This window comes from Pseudomonas sp. AC169 (assembly GCF_979258515.1).
In genome coordinates this window covers 6762468-6781458 of record NZ_OZ409866.1, presented here as the reverse complement: position 1 = coordinate 6781458, position 18991 = coordinate 6762468, and the positions used below count along the sequence as shown (strand labels likewise).

At 60.6% G+C, this 18991-nt stretch carries 18 protein-coding genes; 7 read left to right on the top strand and 11 right to left on the bottom strand.

What is annotated here, in order from left to right; genetic code table 11:
• Positions 1 to 34: 34 nt before the first annotated feature.
• From ACZZ0G_RS30090 to ACZZ0G_RS30060, 7 genes are all read right to left on the bottom strand, one after another.
• Entirely contained in the window at positions 35 to 1399 is a 1365-nt protein-coding gene (locus ACZZ0G_RS30090; RefSeq protein WP_463558763.1) for a glutamine synthetase family protein, read from the bottom strand.
• A 407-nt stretch (positions 1400 to 1806) separates the two neighbouring features.
• Positions 1807 to 3150 carry a chromate efflux transporter gene (gene chrA / locus ACZZ0G_RS30085; RefSeq protein ID WP_463558762.1) on the bottom strand — a complete coding sequence of 448 codons (1344 nt, stop codon included), beginning with the start codon at positions 3148 to 3150 and terminating at the stop codon, positions 1807 to 1809.
• A 460-nt stretch (positions 3151 to 3610) separates the two neighbouring features.
• A complete protein-coding gene (gene moaE / locus ACZZ0G_RS30080; protein ID WP_463558761.1) occupies positions 3611 to 4072 on the bottom strand; it encodes a molybdopterin synthase catalytic subunit MoaE in 462 nt (153 codons plus the stop codon).
• A 3-nt stretch (positions 4073 to 4075) separates the two neighbouring features.
• Positions 4076 to 4327 (bottom strand): MoaD/ThiS family protein, encoded by a 252-nt coding sequence (locus ACZZ0G_RS30075; protein WP_463558760.1) that lies wholly within the window; start codon positions 4325 to 4327, stop codon positions 4076 to 4078.
• Positions 4324 to 4809 (bottom strand): cyclic pyranopterin monophosphate synthase MoaC, encoded by a 486-nt coding sequence (gene moaC, locus ACZZ0G_RS30070; RefSeq protein ID WP_463558759.1) that lies wholly within the window; start codon positions 4807 to 4809, stop codon positions 4324 to 4326. The genes ACZZ0G_RS30075 and moaC overlap by 4 nt, the downstream gene beginning before the upstream one ends.
• Entirely contained in the window at positions 4806 to 5651 is an 846-nt protein-coding gene (gene fdhD / locus ACZZ0G_RS30065; RefSeq protein ID WP_463558758.1) for a formate dehydrogenase accessory sulfurtransferase FdhD, read from the bottom strand. Before fdhD ends, moaC begins: the two co-directional genes overlap by 4 nt.
• 216 nt (positions 5652 to 5867) lie before the next feature.
• Positions 5868 to 6767: a LysR family transcriptional regulator gene (locus ACZZ0G_RS30060; protein ID WP_463558757.1), complete on the bottom strand. Its 900-nt coding sequence runs from the start codon at positions 6765 to 6767 to the stop codon at positions 5868 to 5870.
• A 288-nt stretch (positions 6768 to 7055) separates the two neighbouring features.
• On the opposite strand from ACZZ0G_RS30060, the gene moaB reads away from it, so the two are divergent.
• Positions 7056 to 7595, top strand: a complete 540-nt coding sequence (gene moaB, locus ACZZ0G_RS30055; protein ID WP_038365659.1) for a molybdenum cofactor biosynthesis protein B — start codon at positions 7056 to 7058, stop codon at positions 7593 to 7595.
• Positions 7592 to 8797 (top strand): molybdopterin molybdotransferase MoeA, encoded by a 1206-nt coding sequence (locus ACZZ0G_RS30050; protein ID WP_463558756.1) that lies wholly within the window; start codon positions 7592 to 7594, stop codon positions 8795 to 8797. Before moaB ends, ACZZ0G_RS30050 begins: the two co-directional genes overlap by 4 nt.
• A gap of 140 nt (positions 8798 to 8937) precedes the next feature.
• On the opposite strand, the gene ACZZ0G_RS30045 is transcribed toward ACZZ0G_RS30050, so the two are convergent.
• Both ACZZ0G_RS30045 and moaA read right to left on the bottom strand, forming a co-directional pair.
• A complete protein-coding gene (locus tag ACZZ0G_RS30045; protein WP_463558755.1) occupies positions 8938 to 9837 on the bottom strand; it encodes a bestrophin family protein in 900 nt (299 codons plus the stop codon).
• 35 nt (positions 9838 to 9872) lie between these two features.
• Positions 9873 to 10871 (bottom strand): GTP 3',8-cyclase MoaA, encoded by a 999-nt coding sequence (moaA, locus tag ACZZ0G_RS30040; RefSeq protein WP_463558754.1) that lies wholly within the window; start codon positions 10869 to 10871, stop codon positions 9873 to 9875.
• A 355-nt stretch (positions 10872 to 11226) separates the two neighbouring features.
• On the opposite strand from moaA, the gene ACZZ0G_RS30035 reads away from it, so the two are divergent.
• From ACZZ0G_RS30035 to ACZZ0G_RS30020, 4 genes are all read left to right on the top strand, one after another.
• Complete coding sequence (locus ACZZ0G_RS30035) at positions 11227 to 13551, top strand: FdhF/YdeP family oxidoreductase (protein ID WP_463558753.1); 2325 nt, start codon at positions 11227 to 11229, stop codon at positions 13549 to 13551.
• Positions 13552 to 13657: 106 nt separating this feature from the next.
• Positions 13658 to 15061, top strand: a complete 1404-nt coding sequence (locus ACZZ0G_RS30030) for a cytochrome ubiquinol oxidase subunit I (RefSeq protein ID WP_463558752.1) — start codon at positions 13658 to 13660, stop codon at positions 15059 to 15061.
• Positions 15062 to 15064: 3 nt separating this feature from the next.
• On the top strand, positions 15065 to 16081 hold the full coding sequence (gene cydB / locus ACZZ0G_RS30025) for a cytochrome d ubiquinol oxidase subunit II (RefSeq protein ID WP_007918423.1): 1017 nt from the start codon (positions 15065 to 15067) through the stop codon (positions 16079 to 16081).
• Complete coding sequence (locus ACZZ0G_RS30020; RefSeq protein ID WP_080762077.1) at positions 16068 to 16223, top strand: DUF2474 domain-containing protein; 156 nt, start codon at positions 16068 to 16070, stop codon at positions 16221 to 16223. Before cydB ends, ACZZ0G_RS30020 begins: the two co-directional genes overlap by 14 nt.
• A gap of 184 nt (positions 16224 to 16407) precedes the next feature.
• Here ACZZ0G_RS30020 and ACZZ0G_RS30015 read toward each other — a convergent pair whose 3' ends face one another.
• Positions 16408 to 17259: a CAP domain-containing protein gene (locus ACZZ0G_RS30015; RefSeq protein WP_463558751.1), complete on the bottom strand. Its 852-nt coding sequence runs from the start codon at positions 17257 to 17259 to the stop codon at positions 16408 to 16410.
• Between the two features lie 199 nt (positions 17260 to 17458).
• Between ACZZ0G_RS30015 and ACZZ0G_RS30010 the strand changes: the two genes are divergently transcribed.
• Positions 17459 to 18079 carry a cell wall hydrolase gene (locus ACZZ0G_RS30010; protein ID WP_463558750.1) on the top strand — a complete coding sequence of 207 codons (621 nt, stop codon included), beginning with the start codon at positions 17459 to 17461 and terminating at the stop codon, positions 18077 to 18079.
• On the opposite strand, the gene ACZZ0G_RS30005 is transcribed toward ACZZ0G_RS30010, so the two are convergent.
• Positions 18076 to 18963 carry a LysR family transcriptional regulator gene (locus ACZZ0G_RS30005; protein ID WP_463558749.1) on the bottom strand — a complete coding sequence of 296 codons (888 nt, stop codon included), beginning with the start codon at positions 18961 to 18963 and terminating at the stop codon, positions 18076 to 18078. The two genes, ACZZ0G_RS30010 and ACZZ0G_RS30005, sit on opposite strands and share 4 nt — an antisense overlap.
• Positions 18964 to 18991 lie beyond the last annotated feature (28 nt).

The window sequence follows — 18991 nt, the reverse complement described above, 5'->3', positions numbered from 1 at the left end:
GCAAGCCAGCTCCCACAGGATCTATGTCCAATGGTTAAGCTTCGGTGAGATACCACCGCCAATCCTGCTCACCCACCTCGGCCATGAACTGCCGGTACTCGGCACGTTTCACCGCCAGATACACCCCGAGAAATTCCTGTCCTAACGCATCCCGTGCCCACACCGAATTCTCCAGCGCCTGCAGCGATGTCAGCCAATCCGTCGGCAGCAATTCCTTCGCTTGCGCATAGCCGTTGCCCTCAACCGGCGCACCCGGATCAAGGTCTTCACGAATGCCACGATGAATCCCGGCAAGGATTGCTGCTGCGGCGAGATACGGGTTGGCGTCGGCGCCGCAGATGCGGTGTTCGATGTGCCGGGTGTTGGCCGGGCCGCCCGGAACCCGCAGGCTGACGGTACGGTTGTCGACGCCCCAGGTCGGCGCCAACGGCGCGTAGCTGTTGGCCTGAAAGCGCCGGTACGAGTTGGCGTTCGGGCAGAACAGCAGCAACGAATCGAGCAAGGACGCGAGCATGCCGCCAATCGCCGTGCGCAGCAGCGGCGTGCCGGCCGGGTCTTCGGAGGCAAACAAATTATGTCCCGCGCCATCGGCCAGACTCACGTGCATGTGCATGCCGGTGCCGGCCAGATCATCGAACGGCTTGGCCATGAATGTCGCCTGCATGCCGTGCTTGTGGGCGATGGCTTTGACCAGACGTTTGTAGCGCACGGCCTGGTCCATCGCCTGCAGTGCATCGCCGTGTTCGAGGGTGATTTCCACCTGACCCGGCGCGTATTCGGAGATCGCCGTGCGTGCCGGAATGCCGTGCAGTTTGCAGGCACTGTAGAGGTCGGCGAGGAACGGTTCGATCTGCTCCAGTTCACGCAAACCGTAAACCTGAGTGTGTCGCGGTCGGCCTCCGTCAGCGTCCAGCGCCGGTTGCGGACGGCCGTTGTGATCGCGTTTGGCGTCGAGCAGATAGAACTCCAGTTCACACGCCATCACCGGGTGATAACCCTCCGCTTTGAGGCCGTCGATGACCTTGATCAGCAGGTGGCGTGGGTCGGCGATGCTCGCCGGCATGCCCTCGGTCGGGTGCATGCTGACCTGCACGGCGGCGGTCGGAATCTTGCGCCACGGCAGGCGCACCAGACTGCCCTCAAGCGGATAGGCGCGGCAGTCGATATCGCCGACGTCCCAGACCAGACCGGAGTTCTCGACGTCTTCACCCTGCACGGTCAGGCCGAGAATGGTGCTCGGCAGTGGCCGGCCGCTTTGGTACACAGCGAGCAATTCTTCGCGGTGCAACAGCTTGCCGCGTGGCACGCCGTTGGCGTCGAGGATGAACAGTTCGATCATGTCGATATCGGGGTTCTGTTCAAGGAACAGGCGTGCGTCTTCAAGGGCTGCGAATTTCATAACGATCACTCACGATGGCGCCGCACAGGCGCGCAGATTCGGGCCGGACACGACGCGGCAAAAAGGCGTGGGTGTCCTGGCAGGGATATCAGGAAGTAGGGGCTGTCGCGGTTCTTTAACGGACGCGATCAGACAGGCAGGGCGATATCCGGCGGGCGTGCGGAGTGACGTAGCTTGGATCGGCGCAGGGCCATGGGGAGATTGACGATACGATTCATACGCCGCCCCTGTGAGAGAGGGCGCGCAGGGTAGAGACGTTCAACGCTTCTGCTGGTTGTGGTGACGTACTCATAACGCGTGTTTCCGTTGGCGGAAAACGTCGGTGGCGGGCTGACCCGCCGACCGGTGTGCCCGGATAGTAAGGGGGAATTCGCGGGCGTGTAAACGGGAGATTCGCAGGCCGGGGTTTAGCCCATCAGCTCAAAGCCCAGCCCGGCGAGGGCGCAAACGATCAACACGCTGATCACACCGCGCTTGAAAACGAACAAGGCCAATGCCGCCGCAACGGCCAGCGTCAGCGAAAACAGATCCAGCGCCCCGGCAAAGCCATTCGGCCAGAACACGTGATAGGCGAAAAAACACGCCAGATTCACAATCACCCCGACCACGGCGGCGGTGATTGCCGTCAGCGGTGCGGTGAACTTCAGTTCGTTGTGCGTCGATTCCACCAATGGCCCACCGGCCAAAATGAACAGAAACGAGGGCAGAAAGGTGAACCAGGTCACCAGCGTTGCTGCCAGCGCGCCGGCGGCAAAGGCATGTTCCGGGCCGAATGCCGGTTGCACATAGGCACCGACGAAACCGACGAACGCCACCACCATGATCAGCGGGCCGGGGGTGGTTTCGCCGAGGGCGAGGCCGTCAATCATCTGTGTCGGCGTCAGCCAGCCGTAATGCCCGACGGCGCCCTGATAGACGTAAGGCAGCACCGCGTAGGCGCCGCCGAAGGTGAGCAGGGCGGCTTTGGTGAAGAACCAGGCCATTTGCGTGAACGTTCCGTCCCAGCCGAACAGCACCGTCAGTAACGCCATCGGTAAACACCAGAGCACCGCACCAACCGACACCAGGCGCAGCAGCTTCGGCAGGCTGAAACGGGCATGTTCGGGGGCTGGCGTATCGTCGTCGATCAACGCCGCGCCGAAGGATTTCTCGCTGTTGCGCGCACCTGCGTTGCTGAACTGTTGCGGCGCGAAACGTCCGCTCAGATAGCCGATCAACGCCGCCACGAGGACGATCAAGGGGAAGGGCACATTGAAGGCGAAAATCGCCACGAACGACGCCCCGGCAATCGCCCACAGCCAGGCATTCTTCAATGCGCGCGAGCCGATGCGATGCGCGGCGTGCAGGACAATGGCGGTGATTGCCGGTTTGATCCCGTAAAACACCCCGGCCACCGCCGGCACGTCACCAAACGCGACGTACAGCCAGGACAACGCGATCAGAATGAACAACGACGGCAACACAAACAGCGCACCGGCAATGATCCCGCCCCAGGTGCGATGCAGCAGCCAGCCGATGTAGGTCGCCAGTTGTTGAGCCTCGGGGCCGGGCAGCAACATGCAGTAGTTGAGTGCGTGCAGGAAACGCTTTTCAGAGATCCAGCGCCGCCGCTCGACCAGCTCCTGATGCATGATCGCGATCTGCCCGGCCGGGCCGCCGAAACCGATGCAGCCGAGTTTCAGCCAGAAACGCCAGGCCTGGCGCAGGGTGACGGGATCGGGACGGGGCAGATTGTTCGGCGCTGTGCTCAAGCGTGACTCCGGAGTTGAATCCTGGCGGAGCGGTTATCTAATCAGACTTTCAACCCTCACCCCAGCCCTCTCCCGGAGGGAGAGGGGGCCGACCGAGGTGTCTTGTGTTATCCATCGACCTGAAAGACCGAGTCGATTATGGATTCAGAGCCAATCTTTCAAGTCGGTGAATCTCTGCAATGTTCCCCAATCAGCCCCCTCTCCCTCGGGGAGAGGGGGCCGACCGCGGAGTCTGGTGCTATCCATCGACCTGAAAAATCGAGTCGATTATGGATTGGGTCATCAGCCAAACGCCTAAGGGAGAAGGGCCGACGGAGGTGTCTGGCGTCATCCGTCGACCTGAAAGATCTTATCGATTATGGATTCACCGCAACTGCTTCAGGTCGGCGTACTTCTGCAATATCCCCCAATCAGTCCCCTCTCCCTCCGGGAGAGGGTTAGGGTGAGGGGCTTTTGCTTTTCAGGCATGCGCCAGACTCCAGCGCAACGCCGCATCCTGATCGCTTTCCCGACCCTCGACCCAGTTAGAACCCTCAGGCGTAGTCTCACGCTTCCAGAACGGCGCGCGGGTCTTGAGCACGTCCATGATGAACGCGCAGGCCTCGAACGCCATATGCCGATGCTTGCTGCTGACGCCGACAAACACGATCGGCTCACTCACCGACAACGCGCCGACCCGATGCACAATCTCCACACCCAGCAGCGGCCAACGCTCACGGGCCTCTGCGGCAATCTGTTCAAGGGCTTTTTCAGTCATGCCCGGATAGTGTTCAAGAAATAGCTCGTTCACAGTCTGGCCAATGTTCAGATCACGCACGTAGCCAATGAAATTCACCACCGCGCCCACCCGTGGATTGCGCGCGTGCAGGTCGGCAGTCAACTGGCCGACATCGAAACTTTTGTGCTGGACTCGAATAGCCATCGATCAACCCCCGGTCACTGGCGGAAAAAACGCGATCTCATCGAAATCCTCAATCACCTGACTCGGCTGACACAGCTCCTGATTCACCGCGCACATCAGATTCCCGGCGCTGAGCACTTCACGCCACAGATCACCGCGCTGCATGAGCATCTGCCGCACGTCTTCAACGCTGCCCAAAGCCTCAGTCAGCGGGATTTTTTCACCACCGAGATTGAGCCGGTCACGGTAGCTGGCGAAGTAGTTGATCAGAATCATTGCGCGTCCTCCCATTGAAAGTGGCCCGATTGGCCGCCCTGTTTGCTGAGCAGGCGCATGTCGCCGATGACCATCGCCCGATCCACCGCTTTGCACATGTCGTAAATGGTCAACGCGGCAACGCTGGCGGCGGTCAGGGCTTCGAGTTCGACACCGGTCTGGCCGGTGAGCCGGCAAGTGCTGGTGATCTGCACGCGGTCCGGTTCGCAGGCCTTGAGTTCGACGTGAATCGAACTGAGCAACAGCGCATGGCACAGCGGGATCAGTTCATGCGTGCGCTTGGCCGCCTGAATCCCGGCGATCCGCGCCACAGCGAAGACATCGCCTTTCGGGTGACCGTTGGCCTGAATCATCTGCAGGGTTTCCGGACGCATCTGCACCCAGGCTTGCGCGCTGGCTTCGCGGTGGGTCGCGGCTTTGTCGCTGACGTCGACCATGTTGGCGCGGCCCTGATCGTCGAGGTGGGTGAGGGTGTGGCTCATGCGGAATATTCCTGGATCGGGCTGTAAATTCGCGGGGCGTTGCGGTGCGGCACATGGATCAGATTGAGCCGGTGCTTGAGCGCCCAGCGCACGGTCAACGCGGTGGGCGCTGACAGGCTGACGAGGGTGCCGAGGCGCGCACGCACGGCTTTGTGGATCAGTTCGAGGCTGCAACGGCTGGTGACCACGACGAAGCCTTCAGCAGCATCGATGGCGTCGATCTGCATTGCGCCGATCAGCTTGTCGAGGGCGTTGTGGCGGCCGATGTCTTCGCGGCACAGCAGCGCTTCACCGTCGACGTCGAAGTACAGCGCGGCGTGCAGAGCACCGCTGCTGCGCGCCAGTTGTTGAGCGGCTTCGATGCGTTGGCGGATGCCGTCGAAATGCTTGGCCGGCGGTAACGGCGAAGGTTGCAGGATCTGCAGTTGCGGCAGTGCCTGCTCCAGCGCTTCGACGCCGCAGATGCCGCAGCCGCTGGTGCCGGTCATTTGCCGACGATGATCCTTCAAGGCCCAGAACGCGCGACTGGAAATCTGCACATCGGCCTGACAGGCCTGATCGAAATGCGTGAGGCGGATGTCGTAGATCTCGTCGACGCTGTCGATGATCGCGTTGCTCAAGCTGAAGCCACGGATGAAGTCTTCGAGGTTGCCGGGCGAGACCATCATCACCGCTTGGCTGAGGCCGTTGTAGGTGATGGCAAGGGCGATTTCCGCGGCCAGCGCCGCTTGGGAGAGCGGGGCGTCCGGCAGGTATTCGCGAAACGCCACCTGCGCCGGTTGCGGGGCGGGGGCGTTGGGTTCGCGGGTGGATTCTGTGAGGGTTTCGACTTGGCAGAGCATCTTGAAAGTCCCGAAGCGCTGAAGAGTGTTCAGGCTACGGGGACGTTAAAAGTGCGTCCAATCGCTTGTTCCGATGTGGTGATTGCTTTGGTCGATCAACCAAAATATGTGTTGTCCGGTCAGGCCCCATCGCGAGCAGGCTCGCTCCCACAGGGGAATACATTTCAATTGTGGGAGCGAGCCTGCTCGCGAAGGCGGTCTGACATTCAACATCAATTATTCGGCTGGAACCTCAACCCCAAACAACTTCCGCGCCTCGGCAAAACACTTCTCGGCAATCGCCGAACGCGGTTCGGTCTTGCGCATCACCAGCCCCAACGGCGCGAGCACACTGGCATCCGGCAACTGCATGAACGACAGATGCTCGATCGGCTCTTCCAGGCCACTGTCCAGCGGCATGATCGCGCAGCAGAAGCCTTGGTGAATTGCCTGCAACAGCTGATAGGTGGAGTCGCTTTCCATGATCGGCTGCGGGCTGAGCCCACGGCTGCGGAAACTCAGGTCGATGGATTTACGGTAATGCATGCCGGCGGTGATCATCCCCAGCGGCAGTTCGGCGGCGTCTTCCCAGCTCATTTCTGTGCCTTCGAAATGGAAGTGGCGGTTGTCGTAGAGCAGGCCGACACGGGTTTCGCCGATCTCGAAAAACTCGAAATAGTTCGGGTTGACGTGGTCCAGATAGCACACGCCCAAGTCGAGTTGGTTATTGCCCAGACCGGCGATGATCTCGTCGGAGCTGAGCGACGACAGGCTGAATTTCAACTCCGGATAAGTGCCGGACAACCCCTGAATGTAATTGACCGGGTTGAAGCTGCTCAGCGGCACCAGACCCAGACGCAAACTACCGACCAATTGCCCGCGACACGCCGCCGCTTCGGCAAACAAACCGTCATGGGCGGCGAGCAAGGTGCGCGCCCAGGCCAGCACGCGCTCGCCAGCCTGGGTGAAACCTTCAAAGCGCTGACCACGATTGACCAGCACCAGATCCAGCTCATCTTCCAGATTGCGCAGGCGCATCGACAATGTCGGCTGGGTGATGTGGCAGCGTGCGGCGGCCTGGCCGAAGTGACGGGTTTCGTCCAGCGCGATCAGGAACTTGAGTTGTTTGATGTCCACGATGGCACCTGCTCGATGGAAATTTTTTGATTGAGTATTGACGCAGATGCGCGAGACGCACGAAAAGCGCAGGGTGCGACAATCTCATTTGAACTGTTGTTCGTCCAATCGGAAGTGTTTAAGGGACTATCGATCAGCTCTATCGGCCCCGGATTCATTGGCTTCGCGCGGGGCGAAAAACACCGATAGAGCCGGTCGATAATGTAGTTGGCGAGAGTGATTAGACAGTCCTGTAAGTGGCACTTAGGCTGCTTGGCAATGTTGATTGATTGCTGCCGGAGAACTGCCATGAGCGCAAAAGCCGATGCCCTGTTTGTCCCCCTGAATATTGCCGTGCTGACGGTCAGCGACACTCGCGACTATGCCAGCGACACGTCCGGTCAGTTATTGGTCAGTCGCTTGCTGGAAGCCGGGCATACCTTGAGCGAGCGCAATTTGCTCAAGGATGATCTTTACAAGATTCGCGCTCAGGTAGCGAACTGGATCGCCGACGAAGGCATTCAGGTGGTGCTGATCACTGGCGGCACAGGTTTCACTGGTCGCGACAGCACGCCGGAAGCAGTGGCCTGTTTGTTTGATAAGCAGATCGACGGTTTTGGCGAACTGTTCCGCGCCATTTCGATTCTGGATATCGGCACGTCCACCGTACAAAGCCGCGCGCTGGCCGGGCTGTCCAACGGCACGCTGGTGTGCTGCCTGCCGGGTTCCACGGGCGCTTGCCGTACCGCGTGGGAAGGCATTCTGGCCGAGCAACTGGATAACCGTCATCGCCCGTGCAACTTCGTCCCGCACCTGAAAGCCGTGCAAGCCTGCGGGCCACGCGGATGAGCAAGGCACCGTTGATGCCGGTCGAGGACGCCCTCGACCAATTGCTCGGCATGGCCAATGAGCAATGCCTGGCCGACAGCGAACTGCTGGCGCTCGACGATGCGCGTGGGCGGGTGCTGGCCAGTGATCTGGTGGCGACACTCGACCTGCCGCCATGGCCGAACAGCGCCATGGACGGTTACGCGCTCAATCTCGCCGATCTGCACCGACAGCCGCTGAAAGTCTCGCAAAAGGTTTACGCCGGGCTGGCGCCGGACACATTGCTGCCCGGCACCTGCGCACGGATTTTTACCGGCGCACCGCTGCCGCCCGGCGCTACCTGCGTCGAGATGCAGGAAAACGTCGAAGTGCTGGAGGACGGCCGCGTGCGCTTCTTGCAGCCGCTGAAGGCGGGGCAGAACATCCGCGCGCAAGGTCAGGAGAATCGCGTCGGCGACATCCTGCTGCGGGCCGGCAAACGTCTTGGGCCGTTCGAGCTGGCGGTCGCCGCCGGGCAAGGGCTGGCGCAATTGCACGTGGTGCGTCGCCCGCGTGTGGCGCTGCTGTCGACCGGTGACGAACTGGTCGAACCGGGTCGGCCACTGCGCCCAGGCAGCATCTACAACAGCAACCGCGTGTTGCTCGGCCACTGGTTGCGGGAGTTGGGCTGCGAAGTGATCGACGCCAGCATCCTCCCGGATCGCCCGGCACAGACGCGGCTCAAGCTTGAGCAACTGCAGGTGAGCGCGGATCTGATTCTGACTACCGGCGGCGTGTCTGCCGGTGATGCCGATTGTCTCGGGCAGGTGCTGCGCGACAACGGCAAACCGCTGTTGTGGAAACTCGCGATCAAGCCTGGCAAACCGCTGACGGTCGGGCATTTCGGCACGGTGCCGGTGATAGGTCTGCCGGGCAATCCGACCTCGGCGCTGGTGACGTTTGGCTTGTTGGCACGGCCGTATCTACTGCGCATACAAGGCGTTCAAGATGTCATGCCGCTGAGTTTCACAGTCAATGCAGGTTTCGATTGGCACAAGGCGGGCGGTCGTCGTGAATATCTGCGGGTGAGGCTTGAAGCGGGGCGTGCTGTGCTTTATCCCAATCAAAGCTCCGGCGTCCTGCTCGGCGCGACCTGGGCCGATGGCCTGGTGGAAATCCCCGAGAACAGCACGCACAACGCCGGCGACCCGCTGCGCTTTATTCCCTTCAGCGAACTCCTCTAAACCGACAACACAAATCAAAACTGTGGGAGCGAGCCTGCTCACGAAGGCGGTGGACCAGTCAACATCTGCATTGGCTGGTCAACCGCTATCGCGAGCAAGCTCGCTCCCACAGGGTTTTGAGGCGTCTGGAGAGCCAAGGATCAGCTCAGCACATAGTCCACCGGCATCAGCATCGGCGGCAGATCGGTCAGGCCCAGCTCGCTGAGGATGTCGCGTTCGATGGTGCGCACCAGTGAGTCGGTTGCCAGGTCGTTTTCATCGCGACCGAACGGGTCTTCCAGTTCATCGGCAATCGCATCCAGGCCAAAGAACGTGTAGCTGACAATCGCCGTAAACAACGGGGTCAGCCAGCCCAACGGCTCGGCCATGGCGAACGGCAGCAGGATGCAGAACAGGTAGATCGTGCGGTGCAGCAGCAGGGTGTAGGGGAAGGGCAGCGGGGTGTTCTTGATCCGTTCGCACACCGCTTGCGCCTGGGTCAGGCTGGTCAGGTGATTGGCCAGTAGCATGTAGCGCCATTCGCTGAGTTCGCCGTTCTGATGCAGGTCGGAACACTGCTGGCCGACCTGCTGCAAAATTCGCCCGCTGTAGTCCGGGACCTGCGCATCGTGTTTCGGCGTGATCCAGGCACTGCTGGCCGCCGCTTCGCTTTCCCGGCGCAGCCGCGCATTCAGTGCATGGGCAAAGCCACACAGGTTGAGCAGCAAAGGCTTGCGCTCAGCCGATTCACGAATCACATGGGTTTCGCGAATCACCGAGCGAATATGCACCAGCACATCGCCCCAGGCTTTACGCGCCTCATACCAGCGGTCATAGCAAGCGTTGTTGCGAAAATTCATGAAGATCGACAGCGACAAACCGAGCAAGGTAAACGGCGTGGCATTGACCTTGGTGAAGTTGCTCGGATGGAGGATTTCCACCAGCACGATAGCCGAAGCGAGCAGGGTGACCATCAACGTGCGCAGAGCGATGCGCTTGGCGATCGAACCTTTGAGGGTGAAGAGAATGGCGAACTGATTGACCTTGGGTCTGATGATCATGCTGTGCGGTTCCGATAACCCTTGGAAGGGGCGGTCTAGCCGCCCGTCATGTTCATGAAGCGCACGACCTGAACGTCGTCGTTCACTTCGAAATTGTGTCGGTACGGCTTGAGCTTCATCGCCTCGATGATGGCTTTCTCCAACCGCTGCGGTTGCCCTGGATGCGCACGCAGCACTCCTTTCAGATCCACCGAATGCTCGTTACCCAGACACAGTAGCAGGCGCCCTTCGACGGTGAGCCGCACGCGGTTGCAGGTACCACAAAAGTTGTGGCTGTGCGGCGAGATAAAGCCCAGGCGAATCTCCGGCGCTTCCGCCAGCCGCCAGTAGCGCGACGGGCCTTGAGTCGATTCCGCCGAGTCGATCAGGGTGTAGCGTTCGGCAATCTTTTCCCGCACCTGCGCACTGGAGAAAAACGACTCGGCGCGGCTGTGTTCGCTGATGATCCCCAGCGGCATCTCTTCGATGAAAGAGACGTCGAGCTGGCGGTCAATCGCGAAGCTGACCAGATCATTGATCTCCTCATCGTTGCGGCCCTGCATCACCACCACGTTGAGCTTAGTGCGGGTAAAACCGGCCTTGCGCACGGCATCGATGCCGTTGATCACCTGCGCCAGATCGCCGGTGCGGGTCATCTGTTTGAAGCGCTGCGGATCGAGGCTGTCGAGGCTGATGTTCAGGCGTTTGACCCCGGCGTCGAACAGCGGCGCAGCGAGTTTGCCCAGTTGCGAGCCGTTGGTGGTCATGCACAGTTCGCGCAGGCCGGGCAGGGCGGCGATTTGCTCGCAGAGCCTCACCACGCCCGGACGGATCAGCGGCTCGCCACCGGTAAGGCGGATCTTGCGTGTGCCGAGGGCCACGAAGCTCTGCGCCAGTTGGTAGATCTCCTCCAGCGTCAGCACTTGCTGGCGTGGCAGAAACTGCATGTCTTCGGCCATGCAATAGACGCAGCGGAAGTCGCAGCGGTCGGTCACCGACATGCGCAGATAGTCGACGCGGCGGTTGTAACCATCGATCAAGACACGCTCTGACATGACAGCCTCGCAGGAATGAAAAACCACTGTAGAAGCGGTTTGGTCAGCGCAGGTTATGGGCAACTTTCAGTGCCGTCCAATCACTGTTAATGAACGGCTGATTGATCCCGTCGATGATGAATTATATTTCGCCGAAAGTTGCTGTTTTAGTTTTGTAAGTATCAGTAAATAAAGGGTTTTTAACCGTGATAGATGCTTTCGATAAAGCGGTCATTAATAGCGATTAGACAATGTTTTGTAACGGTTCATATCCTTGCCCCGGCAAACCCAACGACCACTTTGCAACCTTGAAAGTCGGCCGTCGCTGTTTAACCGAATCAGGTTCATGCCTGTGTGCATCGTCATGGAGAGTCCCATGTCACAAGTCGACCGTTACAAACCCTACAAAGGCGCCGCTGCCGGTTGGGGCGCTGTCATCAGCCTGACCAAGAGCTGGCTGGGCAGCGAAAACGCCCTGAAAAACATCCGTGCCATGCTCAAGACCAACCAGAACGGCGGCTTCGACTGCCCGGGTTGTGCCTGGGGTGAAGCGCCGGGTGCGAGCCTGTTGAAGTTCTGCGAGAACGGCGCCAAAGCGGTGAACTGGGAAGCGACCGGGCGTTTGGTCGACCCGGCATTCTTCAACAAGTACACGGTGTCGAGTCTGGCCGAGCAGAGCGACTACTGGCTGGAATATCAGGGTCGCCTGACCCACCCGATGCGCTACGACGCACGGGTCGACCGCTATGTGGAAATCAGCTGGACAGACGCTTTTGCGCTGATCGCCGATCACCTGAAAAACCTCAAATCGCCCCACGAAGCCGAGTTTTACACCTCGGGCCGCGCGAGCAACGAGGCGGCGTTTCTCTATCAATTGTTCGTCCGCGCATTCGGCACCAATAACTTCCCCGACTGCTCGAACATGTGCCACGAAGCCAGTGCGGTGAGCATGAACGAGACACTCGGCGTCGGCAAAGGCACCGTGGTTTACGAGGATCTGCACCACGCCGACGCGATTTTCGTCATCGGCCAAAACCCCGGCACGAACCACCCGCGCATGCTCGAACCGCTGCGTGAAGCGGTAAAGCGCGGCGCTCAAGTGGTGTGCATCAACCCGCTGAAAGAGCGTGGCCTGGAGCGTTTCCAGAACCCGCAGAACCCGCTGGAAATGCTCAGCAACGGCTGGGAAGCGACCAACACCGCGTACTTCCGCCCGGCACTGGGTGGCGACATGGCGATGATTCGCGGCATGGTCAAATTCCTCCTGCAGTGGGAACGCGAAGCCCAGGCCACGGGTGGCGAACCGGTGTTCGATCATGCGTTTATTGCCGAGCACACCACAGGCCTCGACAGCTATCTGGCTGAAGTCGAGGCAACCAGCTGGGAGCACATTCTCGAGCAGTCCGGCGTGCCGCTGCATGACATCGAACTGGCCGCGCGCATGTATGGCCGCGCCAAAAGCGTGATCATGTGCTGGGCCATGGGCCTGACTCAACACGTGCACTCGGTGGCGACCTTGCAGGAAGTCATCAACCTGCAATTGCTGCGCGGCAATGTCGGCCGTCCGGGCGCGGGGCTGTCGCCAGTGCGCGGCCACAGTAACGTGCAGGGCGACCGCACGATGGGCATCAACGAACTGGCGCCGAAAGACTTGATGGACGCGCTGGAAAAGCGCTTCAACTTCGACGTGCCGCGCATGCACGGGCACAACACGGTGATGGCGATCGGCGCCATGGAACGTGGCGAAGCCAAGGTGTTTATCGGTCTGGGCGGCAACTTTGCCCAAGCCACGCCGGACACCCCGCGCACCCACGCGGCGATGCGCAAACTCGATCTGACCGTGCACATCGCGACCAAGCTCAACCGCAGCCATTTGGTGACCGGTCGCGACGCGTTGATCCTGCCGTGCCTCGGGCGTACCGACATCGATATTCAGGCTGAAGGTCCGCAAGGCGTAACCGTCGAAGACACCTTCAGCATGGTGCATTTGTCGTTCGGCCAGTTGAAGCCGAAGTCGGCGCAGTTGAAGTCCGAGCCGGCGATCATTGCCGGGATCGCCGCCGCAACGTTGGGCAAGCACCCGATCGATTGGGAATGGGTGGTGGGCGACTACGGGCGCATCCGCAACCTGATTGCCGACGTGATTCCGGGCTTCGAGAACTTCAATGAAAAACTGCTGATTCCGGGTGGCTTTCACCTCGGCAACGACGCCTCGGATCGGGTCTGGAACACCGAAAGCGGTAAGGCCCAGTTCACCCCGTGCGTGCTGCCGGAGCACTTGATCAGCGAAGGCGTGCGCAACCTGCCGGTCAAGCCGCATCTGATTCTGCAAACCATGCGTTCCCACGATCAGTACAACACCACGCTGTACGGCCTCGATGACCGTTATCGCGGGGTTTACGGCATGCGCGATGTGATCTTTGCCAACGAGCAGGACATCCAGCGCTTGGGTTTCGAGCCGGGGCAGAAGGTTGATCTGGTGGCGCTGTGGGATGACGAACGTGAGCGTCGGGTCAGCGGTTTTACCTTGATCGCCTACGACATTCCGGCTGGGCAAGCAGCGGCATATTACCCGGAGACCAATCCGCTGGTGCCGCTGGAAAGTTACGGCGACCGCACGTTCACGCCGACTTCCAAATTTGTGGCCATTCGCCTGGAAGCCGCGCAGGTCAGCAACCTGATCCCGTCGTCGGTGGCGTAACCCGCAACCCATAAAAACACTGGCAATTTGACTGGCTGCAGGCGTTCGCGCCTGGCGGTGGCCCGGGTTCGTGCTGCCGCTTTTCAGCCTGGATGAGGACATCATCATGTTCAATCTGGAGGCACTGGACCTGGCGCGGATTCAATTCGCGTTCACGGTTTCGTTCCACATTATTTTCCCGGCGATCACCATCGGCCTGGCGAGTTTCCTCGCGGTACTCGAAGGCCTGTGGCTGAAAACCCGCAATGACACGTACCGCGATCTCTACCATTTCTGGTCGAAGATTTTCGCGGTCAACTTCGGCATGGGCGTGGTTTCGGGGCTGGTCATGGCGTACCAGTTCGGCACCAACTGGAGCGGGTTTTCGGACTTTGCCGGGAGTATCACTGGGCCGCTGCTGACTTATGAAGTACTGACCGCGTTTTTCCTTGAAGCGGGTTTCCTCGGGGTCATGCTGTTCGGCTGGAACCGCGTGGGTCGCGGCTTGCACTTCTTCGCCACGGTGATGGTCGCGATCGGCACGCTGATTTCGACGTTCTGGATTCTCGCGTCGAACAGCTGGATGCAGACGCCGCAGGGCTTCGAAATTGTCGATGGCCGGGTGATGCCGCTGGACTGGCTGGCGATCGTGTTCAACCCGTCGTTTCCGTTCCGTCTGGCGCACATGGCGATTGCCGCGTTTGTCGCGACGTCGTTCTTCGTCGGTGCGTCGGCTGCCTGGCATTTGCTGCGCGGCAACAACACCGCGCCGGTGCGCAAGATGTTTTCCATGGCGTTGTGGATGGCGTTGATCGTGGCGCCGATTCAAGCGGTGGTCGGTGACGCTCATGGCTTGAACACGCTGGAGCATCAACCGGCGAAGATCGCCGCCATCGAAGGCCACTGGGAAAACGCCGACAACGGGCCGACGCCGCTGGTGCTGTTCGGCATCCCTGATATGGACGCGGAGAAGACCAAATATGCGTTGGAAATCCCGTACCTCGGTAGCCTGATTCTCACCCACAGCCTCGATAAGCAGATCCCGGCGCTGAAGAGCTTCCCGAAAGAAGACCGGCCGAATTCGACCGTGATTTTCTGGAGTTTCCGCGTCATGGCGGGGTTGGGGATGTTGATGATCCTTGTCGGATTGCTCGGTCTGGCGTTGCGCCGTGGCGGCAAGCTTTACCGGCAGCGCGGCTTCCAGCGTCTGGTGTTGCTGATGGGGCCGAGCGGTTTGATTGCGCTGCTGGCCGGTTGGATCACCACTGAAGTCGGGCGTCAGCCGTGGGTGGTTTACGGTTTGCTACGCACCCACGATGCTGCGTCGCATCACTCGGTGGCGCAGATGAGCACGTCGCTGGCGCTGTTCGTGGTGATCTATTTCACGGTGTTCAGCGTGGGCATCGGCTACATGATGAAACTGGTGAAAAAAGGCCCGCAACCTCACCACGAGCACCCGCCTGAGGGCGATGAATTGCAGACGCCGCGTCGGCCGATTTCGGCGGCTACCGCCCTTATGAAGGAGCATTGAGTCATGGGTATTCAAGGTATCGATCTGTCGTTGATCTGGGGCGTCATCATCGCCTTCGGGGTGATGATGTACGTGATCATGGACGGCTTCGATCTGGGCCTGGGGATTCTGTTTCCGCTGATCCCGGATGAACAGGAACGCGATGTGATGATGAACACCGTCGCACCGGTCTGGGACGGTAACGAGACCTGGCTGGTGCTCGGTGGCGCGGCGTTGTACGGGGCGTTTCCGCTGGCGTACGGGGTGATTCTCGAAGCGTTGTATCTGCCGCTGATTCTGATGCTTTGCGGGCTGATTTTCCGTGGCGTGGCGTTCGAGTTTCGCTTCAAGTCCTCGCCGCAAAAGCGTCATTGGTGGGACAAGGCGTTTATCGGTGGTTCGTTGCTGGCAACGTTCTCTCAGGGCGTGGTGATTGGCGCCTATGTGTCCGGGATTCCGGTGGTTGATCGTCAGTTTGCCGGTGGCGGGCTGGACTGGTTGGCGCCGTTTCCGCTGGTGTGTGGCGTGGGGCTGGTGATTGCCTACGCGTTGCTCGGCAGCACGTGGTTGCTGGTCAAGACCGAAGGCATGCTGGAGTCGCGGATGCGCCTGTTCACCCGGCCGCTGGCCTTGCTGTTGATGGCGATGGTGCTGGTGATTGGCGTGTGGACGCTGCAACTGCATCCGGAGCTGGCGACGCGTTGGTCGACGCACGGGCATCTGCAGGTGTTCGCCGGGCTGGTGGTTTTGGCGTTGCTGGCGCTGTTCGGGCTGCTGCGCACGTTGCGTCAGCGGCATACGCACTGGCCGTTCGTGTTCACGCTGGTGCTGATGTTGCTCGGTTACATCGGTCTGGCATTGAGCATCTGGCCAAACATCATCCCGCCGTCGGTGAGCATCTGGGCCGCCGCATCACCGCCCTCGAGCCAGTTGTTCGCGCTGATCGGCGCACTGTTCATCCTGCCGGTGATCCTGATGTACACCTTCTGGAGCTACTACGTATTCCGCGGAAAAGTGAGGATTGGCGATGGCTACCATTGATTCGCGCGAAGTGAAAAACAGTCGCTGGTACAAGCGTTTGGGCTGGTTGTTGTTGATCTGGCTGGGTAGCGTGGTGTCCCTGGCTGTTGTCGCCAGTCTGCTGAAACTGGCGATGTATGCGGCGGGCATGAGAACCCATTGACCGCAAAAAAACCGGAGCCTGGCTCCGGTTTTTTATGGTCAGGAATTTCGGAGGTACCACCGAACATTGTGGGAGCGAGCTTGCTCGCGAAGGCGTCAGGACAGACAACATTGATGTTGAATGTAATGGCCTCTTCGCGAGCAGGCTCGCTCCCACAGGGGAGGGTGGTGAACTTGAGAGCGGTTTATTGGGCGCCGAACATGGCGGTCCAGTAGATGCCCGCGCTGCTTTTCGGGTCGGTGGCGTAGGCGGCACCGAGTTCCTGGTATTGCGGGTTCATCAGGTTGGCGCAATGGCCGGGACTGGCGAGCCAACCCTCGACGACTTTGTGCACGGTGTCTTGCCCGGCGGCGATGTTTTCGCCAACCCGTTGGCCGCTGTACCCGGCGAGTTCCGCACGATCGCCCGGGGTACGGCCGTCTCGGTCCTTGTGGTCGAGGTAATTGTTGTTGGCCATGTCGCGGCTGTGATCCTGAGAGATCGTGCCCAGTGTCGCGTTCCAGGCCAGCGGTGCGGCAGCGGCGAACGCCTGACCGCCACACTGACGCGCCTGGCTGCGGGCGGCGTTGAGTTCACTGAGCAACTTCTGCCCCTCACTTTGCGCATCGCCCAACTTGGCCGACAGCAGCGGCCGCGCCAGCACGATGCGCCAGTCGCGGTCGTCGCGGCTGACACCGACATCGACAAACTGCGGATCAAGCACCACCTGACAGAAACTTTCCTGAATCGCCTGCATCGCCGATGCCGCGTCGCGCGGGCCGTTCAGGGTGATCGCCTGCACATTGACCATCGGGTAACTGGCACTGGCCATGGCTTGCTGCAGATCGACAGCACCGGTGGCGCGTAATCTCAGTCGTGGATCCGCTGAAAGCGGTGGCAGTTCATTCGACGCCTGCGAACCACACCGCTGCGGCTGGCTGCGATAGCTGTTGATCGACTCGATCAATTGCGATTCATCGCCAGCCAGCGCCGGGATGGCAAACATGACGCCCACGGACAACGCGGCAAGACGCAAAACGGATGGCATGAAGCGCATGGAAATCTCCCTTGAGCTGAATGCGCCCATGATGCGCGAAAGCCCCCCGGTGGGTGCAATGTCTTTTTTCTTCATTCAGCCGTTTTCCTGCGCAACTTTGCCTCTGGATTTGCCGTCTACACTCACCGAAGACCCCGGGAGCCGGGTGTCTCCCCGACGTAACACCTTGCCCGACTCGGGCGCTGCCGGAAGAATAGACATGGGATTGAAAGGCTGGGCGGGTTGTCTCGTATTCACCCTGTTGGCAGGCTCTGCATGGGCCACCGATCAGGCCCCGATCAAAGCGAAGGCTGAAGAAAAAGCCCAAGTACTGGAAGAGAAAGCGGCGGACAAAGTCAGCGTCGCCCCGGCACCGAAAGCCGAAGCCATCACCCCGACCGAAGTCCAAGCGGTCGACCCGGCCGGCGCGGCGCCGCTGGATGATCCGATTACCTGTCTGGCACGCAGTATCTATTGGGAAGCCAAAGGCAAGGACACGCCGGAAATGGAAGCCGTGGCCAGTGTGGTGATGAATCGCCTCGGCCACGAAGGCTTTCCCGACACGGTGTGCGCTGTCGTCAAACAAGGTTCGGAAACCAAGAGCTGCCAGTTCTCCTGGTGGTGCGATGGCAAGCCGGATCAGGTCAAAGAGGATTCCGAGTACGCGCTGGCCAAGGACATCGCCCGAAAAGCGCTGAACCGCCAGCTCAAGGACCGCACCAACGGCGCGCTGTATTTCCACGACCGCAACGTTCATCCGAGCTGGGCCAAGGAATACCGCAAGACTGCCGAAACCGGCAAATTCCTCTTCTACAAGCCGGCCGGTGGTGACGCGCGCTAGGCGCAGACTTGCCGCACACACTCACGCAACCAACGATGCGCCGGATCGGCATCCATGCGCGGGTGCCAGAGCATCGACACGCTGATGTCAGGCATCGCGAAGGGCAGGGCGAAGCTGTGCAGACCGGTGCGCAGTTTGCTGGTGTGACGCTGCGGGACCGTGGCGATCAGCTCTGATTCACGCACCAGCGTCAGCGCCGCCGAGAATCCACCGAATGAGGTGACGATATCCCGCGTCAGGCCGAGCGCGAGTAACGCTTCGTCGACCGGACCGCTGCTGCGCCCGCGCCGTGAAATGAGAATGTGCTCGCCGCCAGCGAAGCGTTTGCTGGTGACTTTTCCCGCGCTCAAGGCATGCCCCTCACGCACCACACCAATCCACTGATCCTGAAACAGGATGCGGCTGTGCAGCGTCGGATCGGTCGTGTCGTCGACCACGCCGGTTTCCAGATCGACACGACCTTCGCGCAGCGGCGTGCTGTCCTTGTCGGCTTTCTGTACAAAGCGCAGGCGTACATCGGGCGCCTCTTCAGCGATTCGCGCAAGCAGGGCGGCGGCAAAGGTTTCGACAAAGCCGTCGGTGTTGCGCAGGGTGAAGGTGCGTTGCAACCGACGTGGGTCGAGCACTTCGGCAGGACGCAAAACCGCCTCGGCGTCTTGTACCAGATGACTGACTCGCTCGCGCAGTTCCAATGCGCGGGGTGTTGGCACCAAACCACGGCCCGCTCGCACCAATAACGGATCGCCGGTGGTTTCGCGCAGACGGGCGAGGGCGCGGCTCATGGCCGATGGACTCAACCGCAGGCATTTGGCGGCGCGGGCGACGCTGCCTTCGCGCAGTAATACGTCGAGGGTGATCAGCAGGTTCAGGTCCGGGGCGGTCATGACATGGCGTTCCATGCAGGTATTGAGT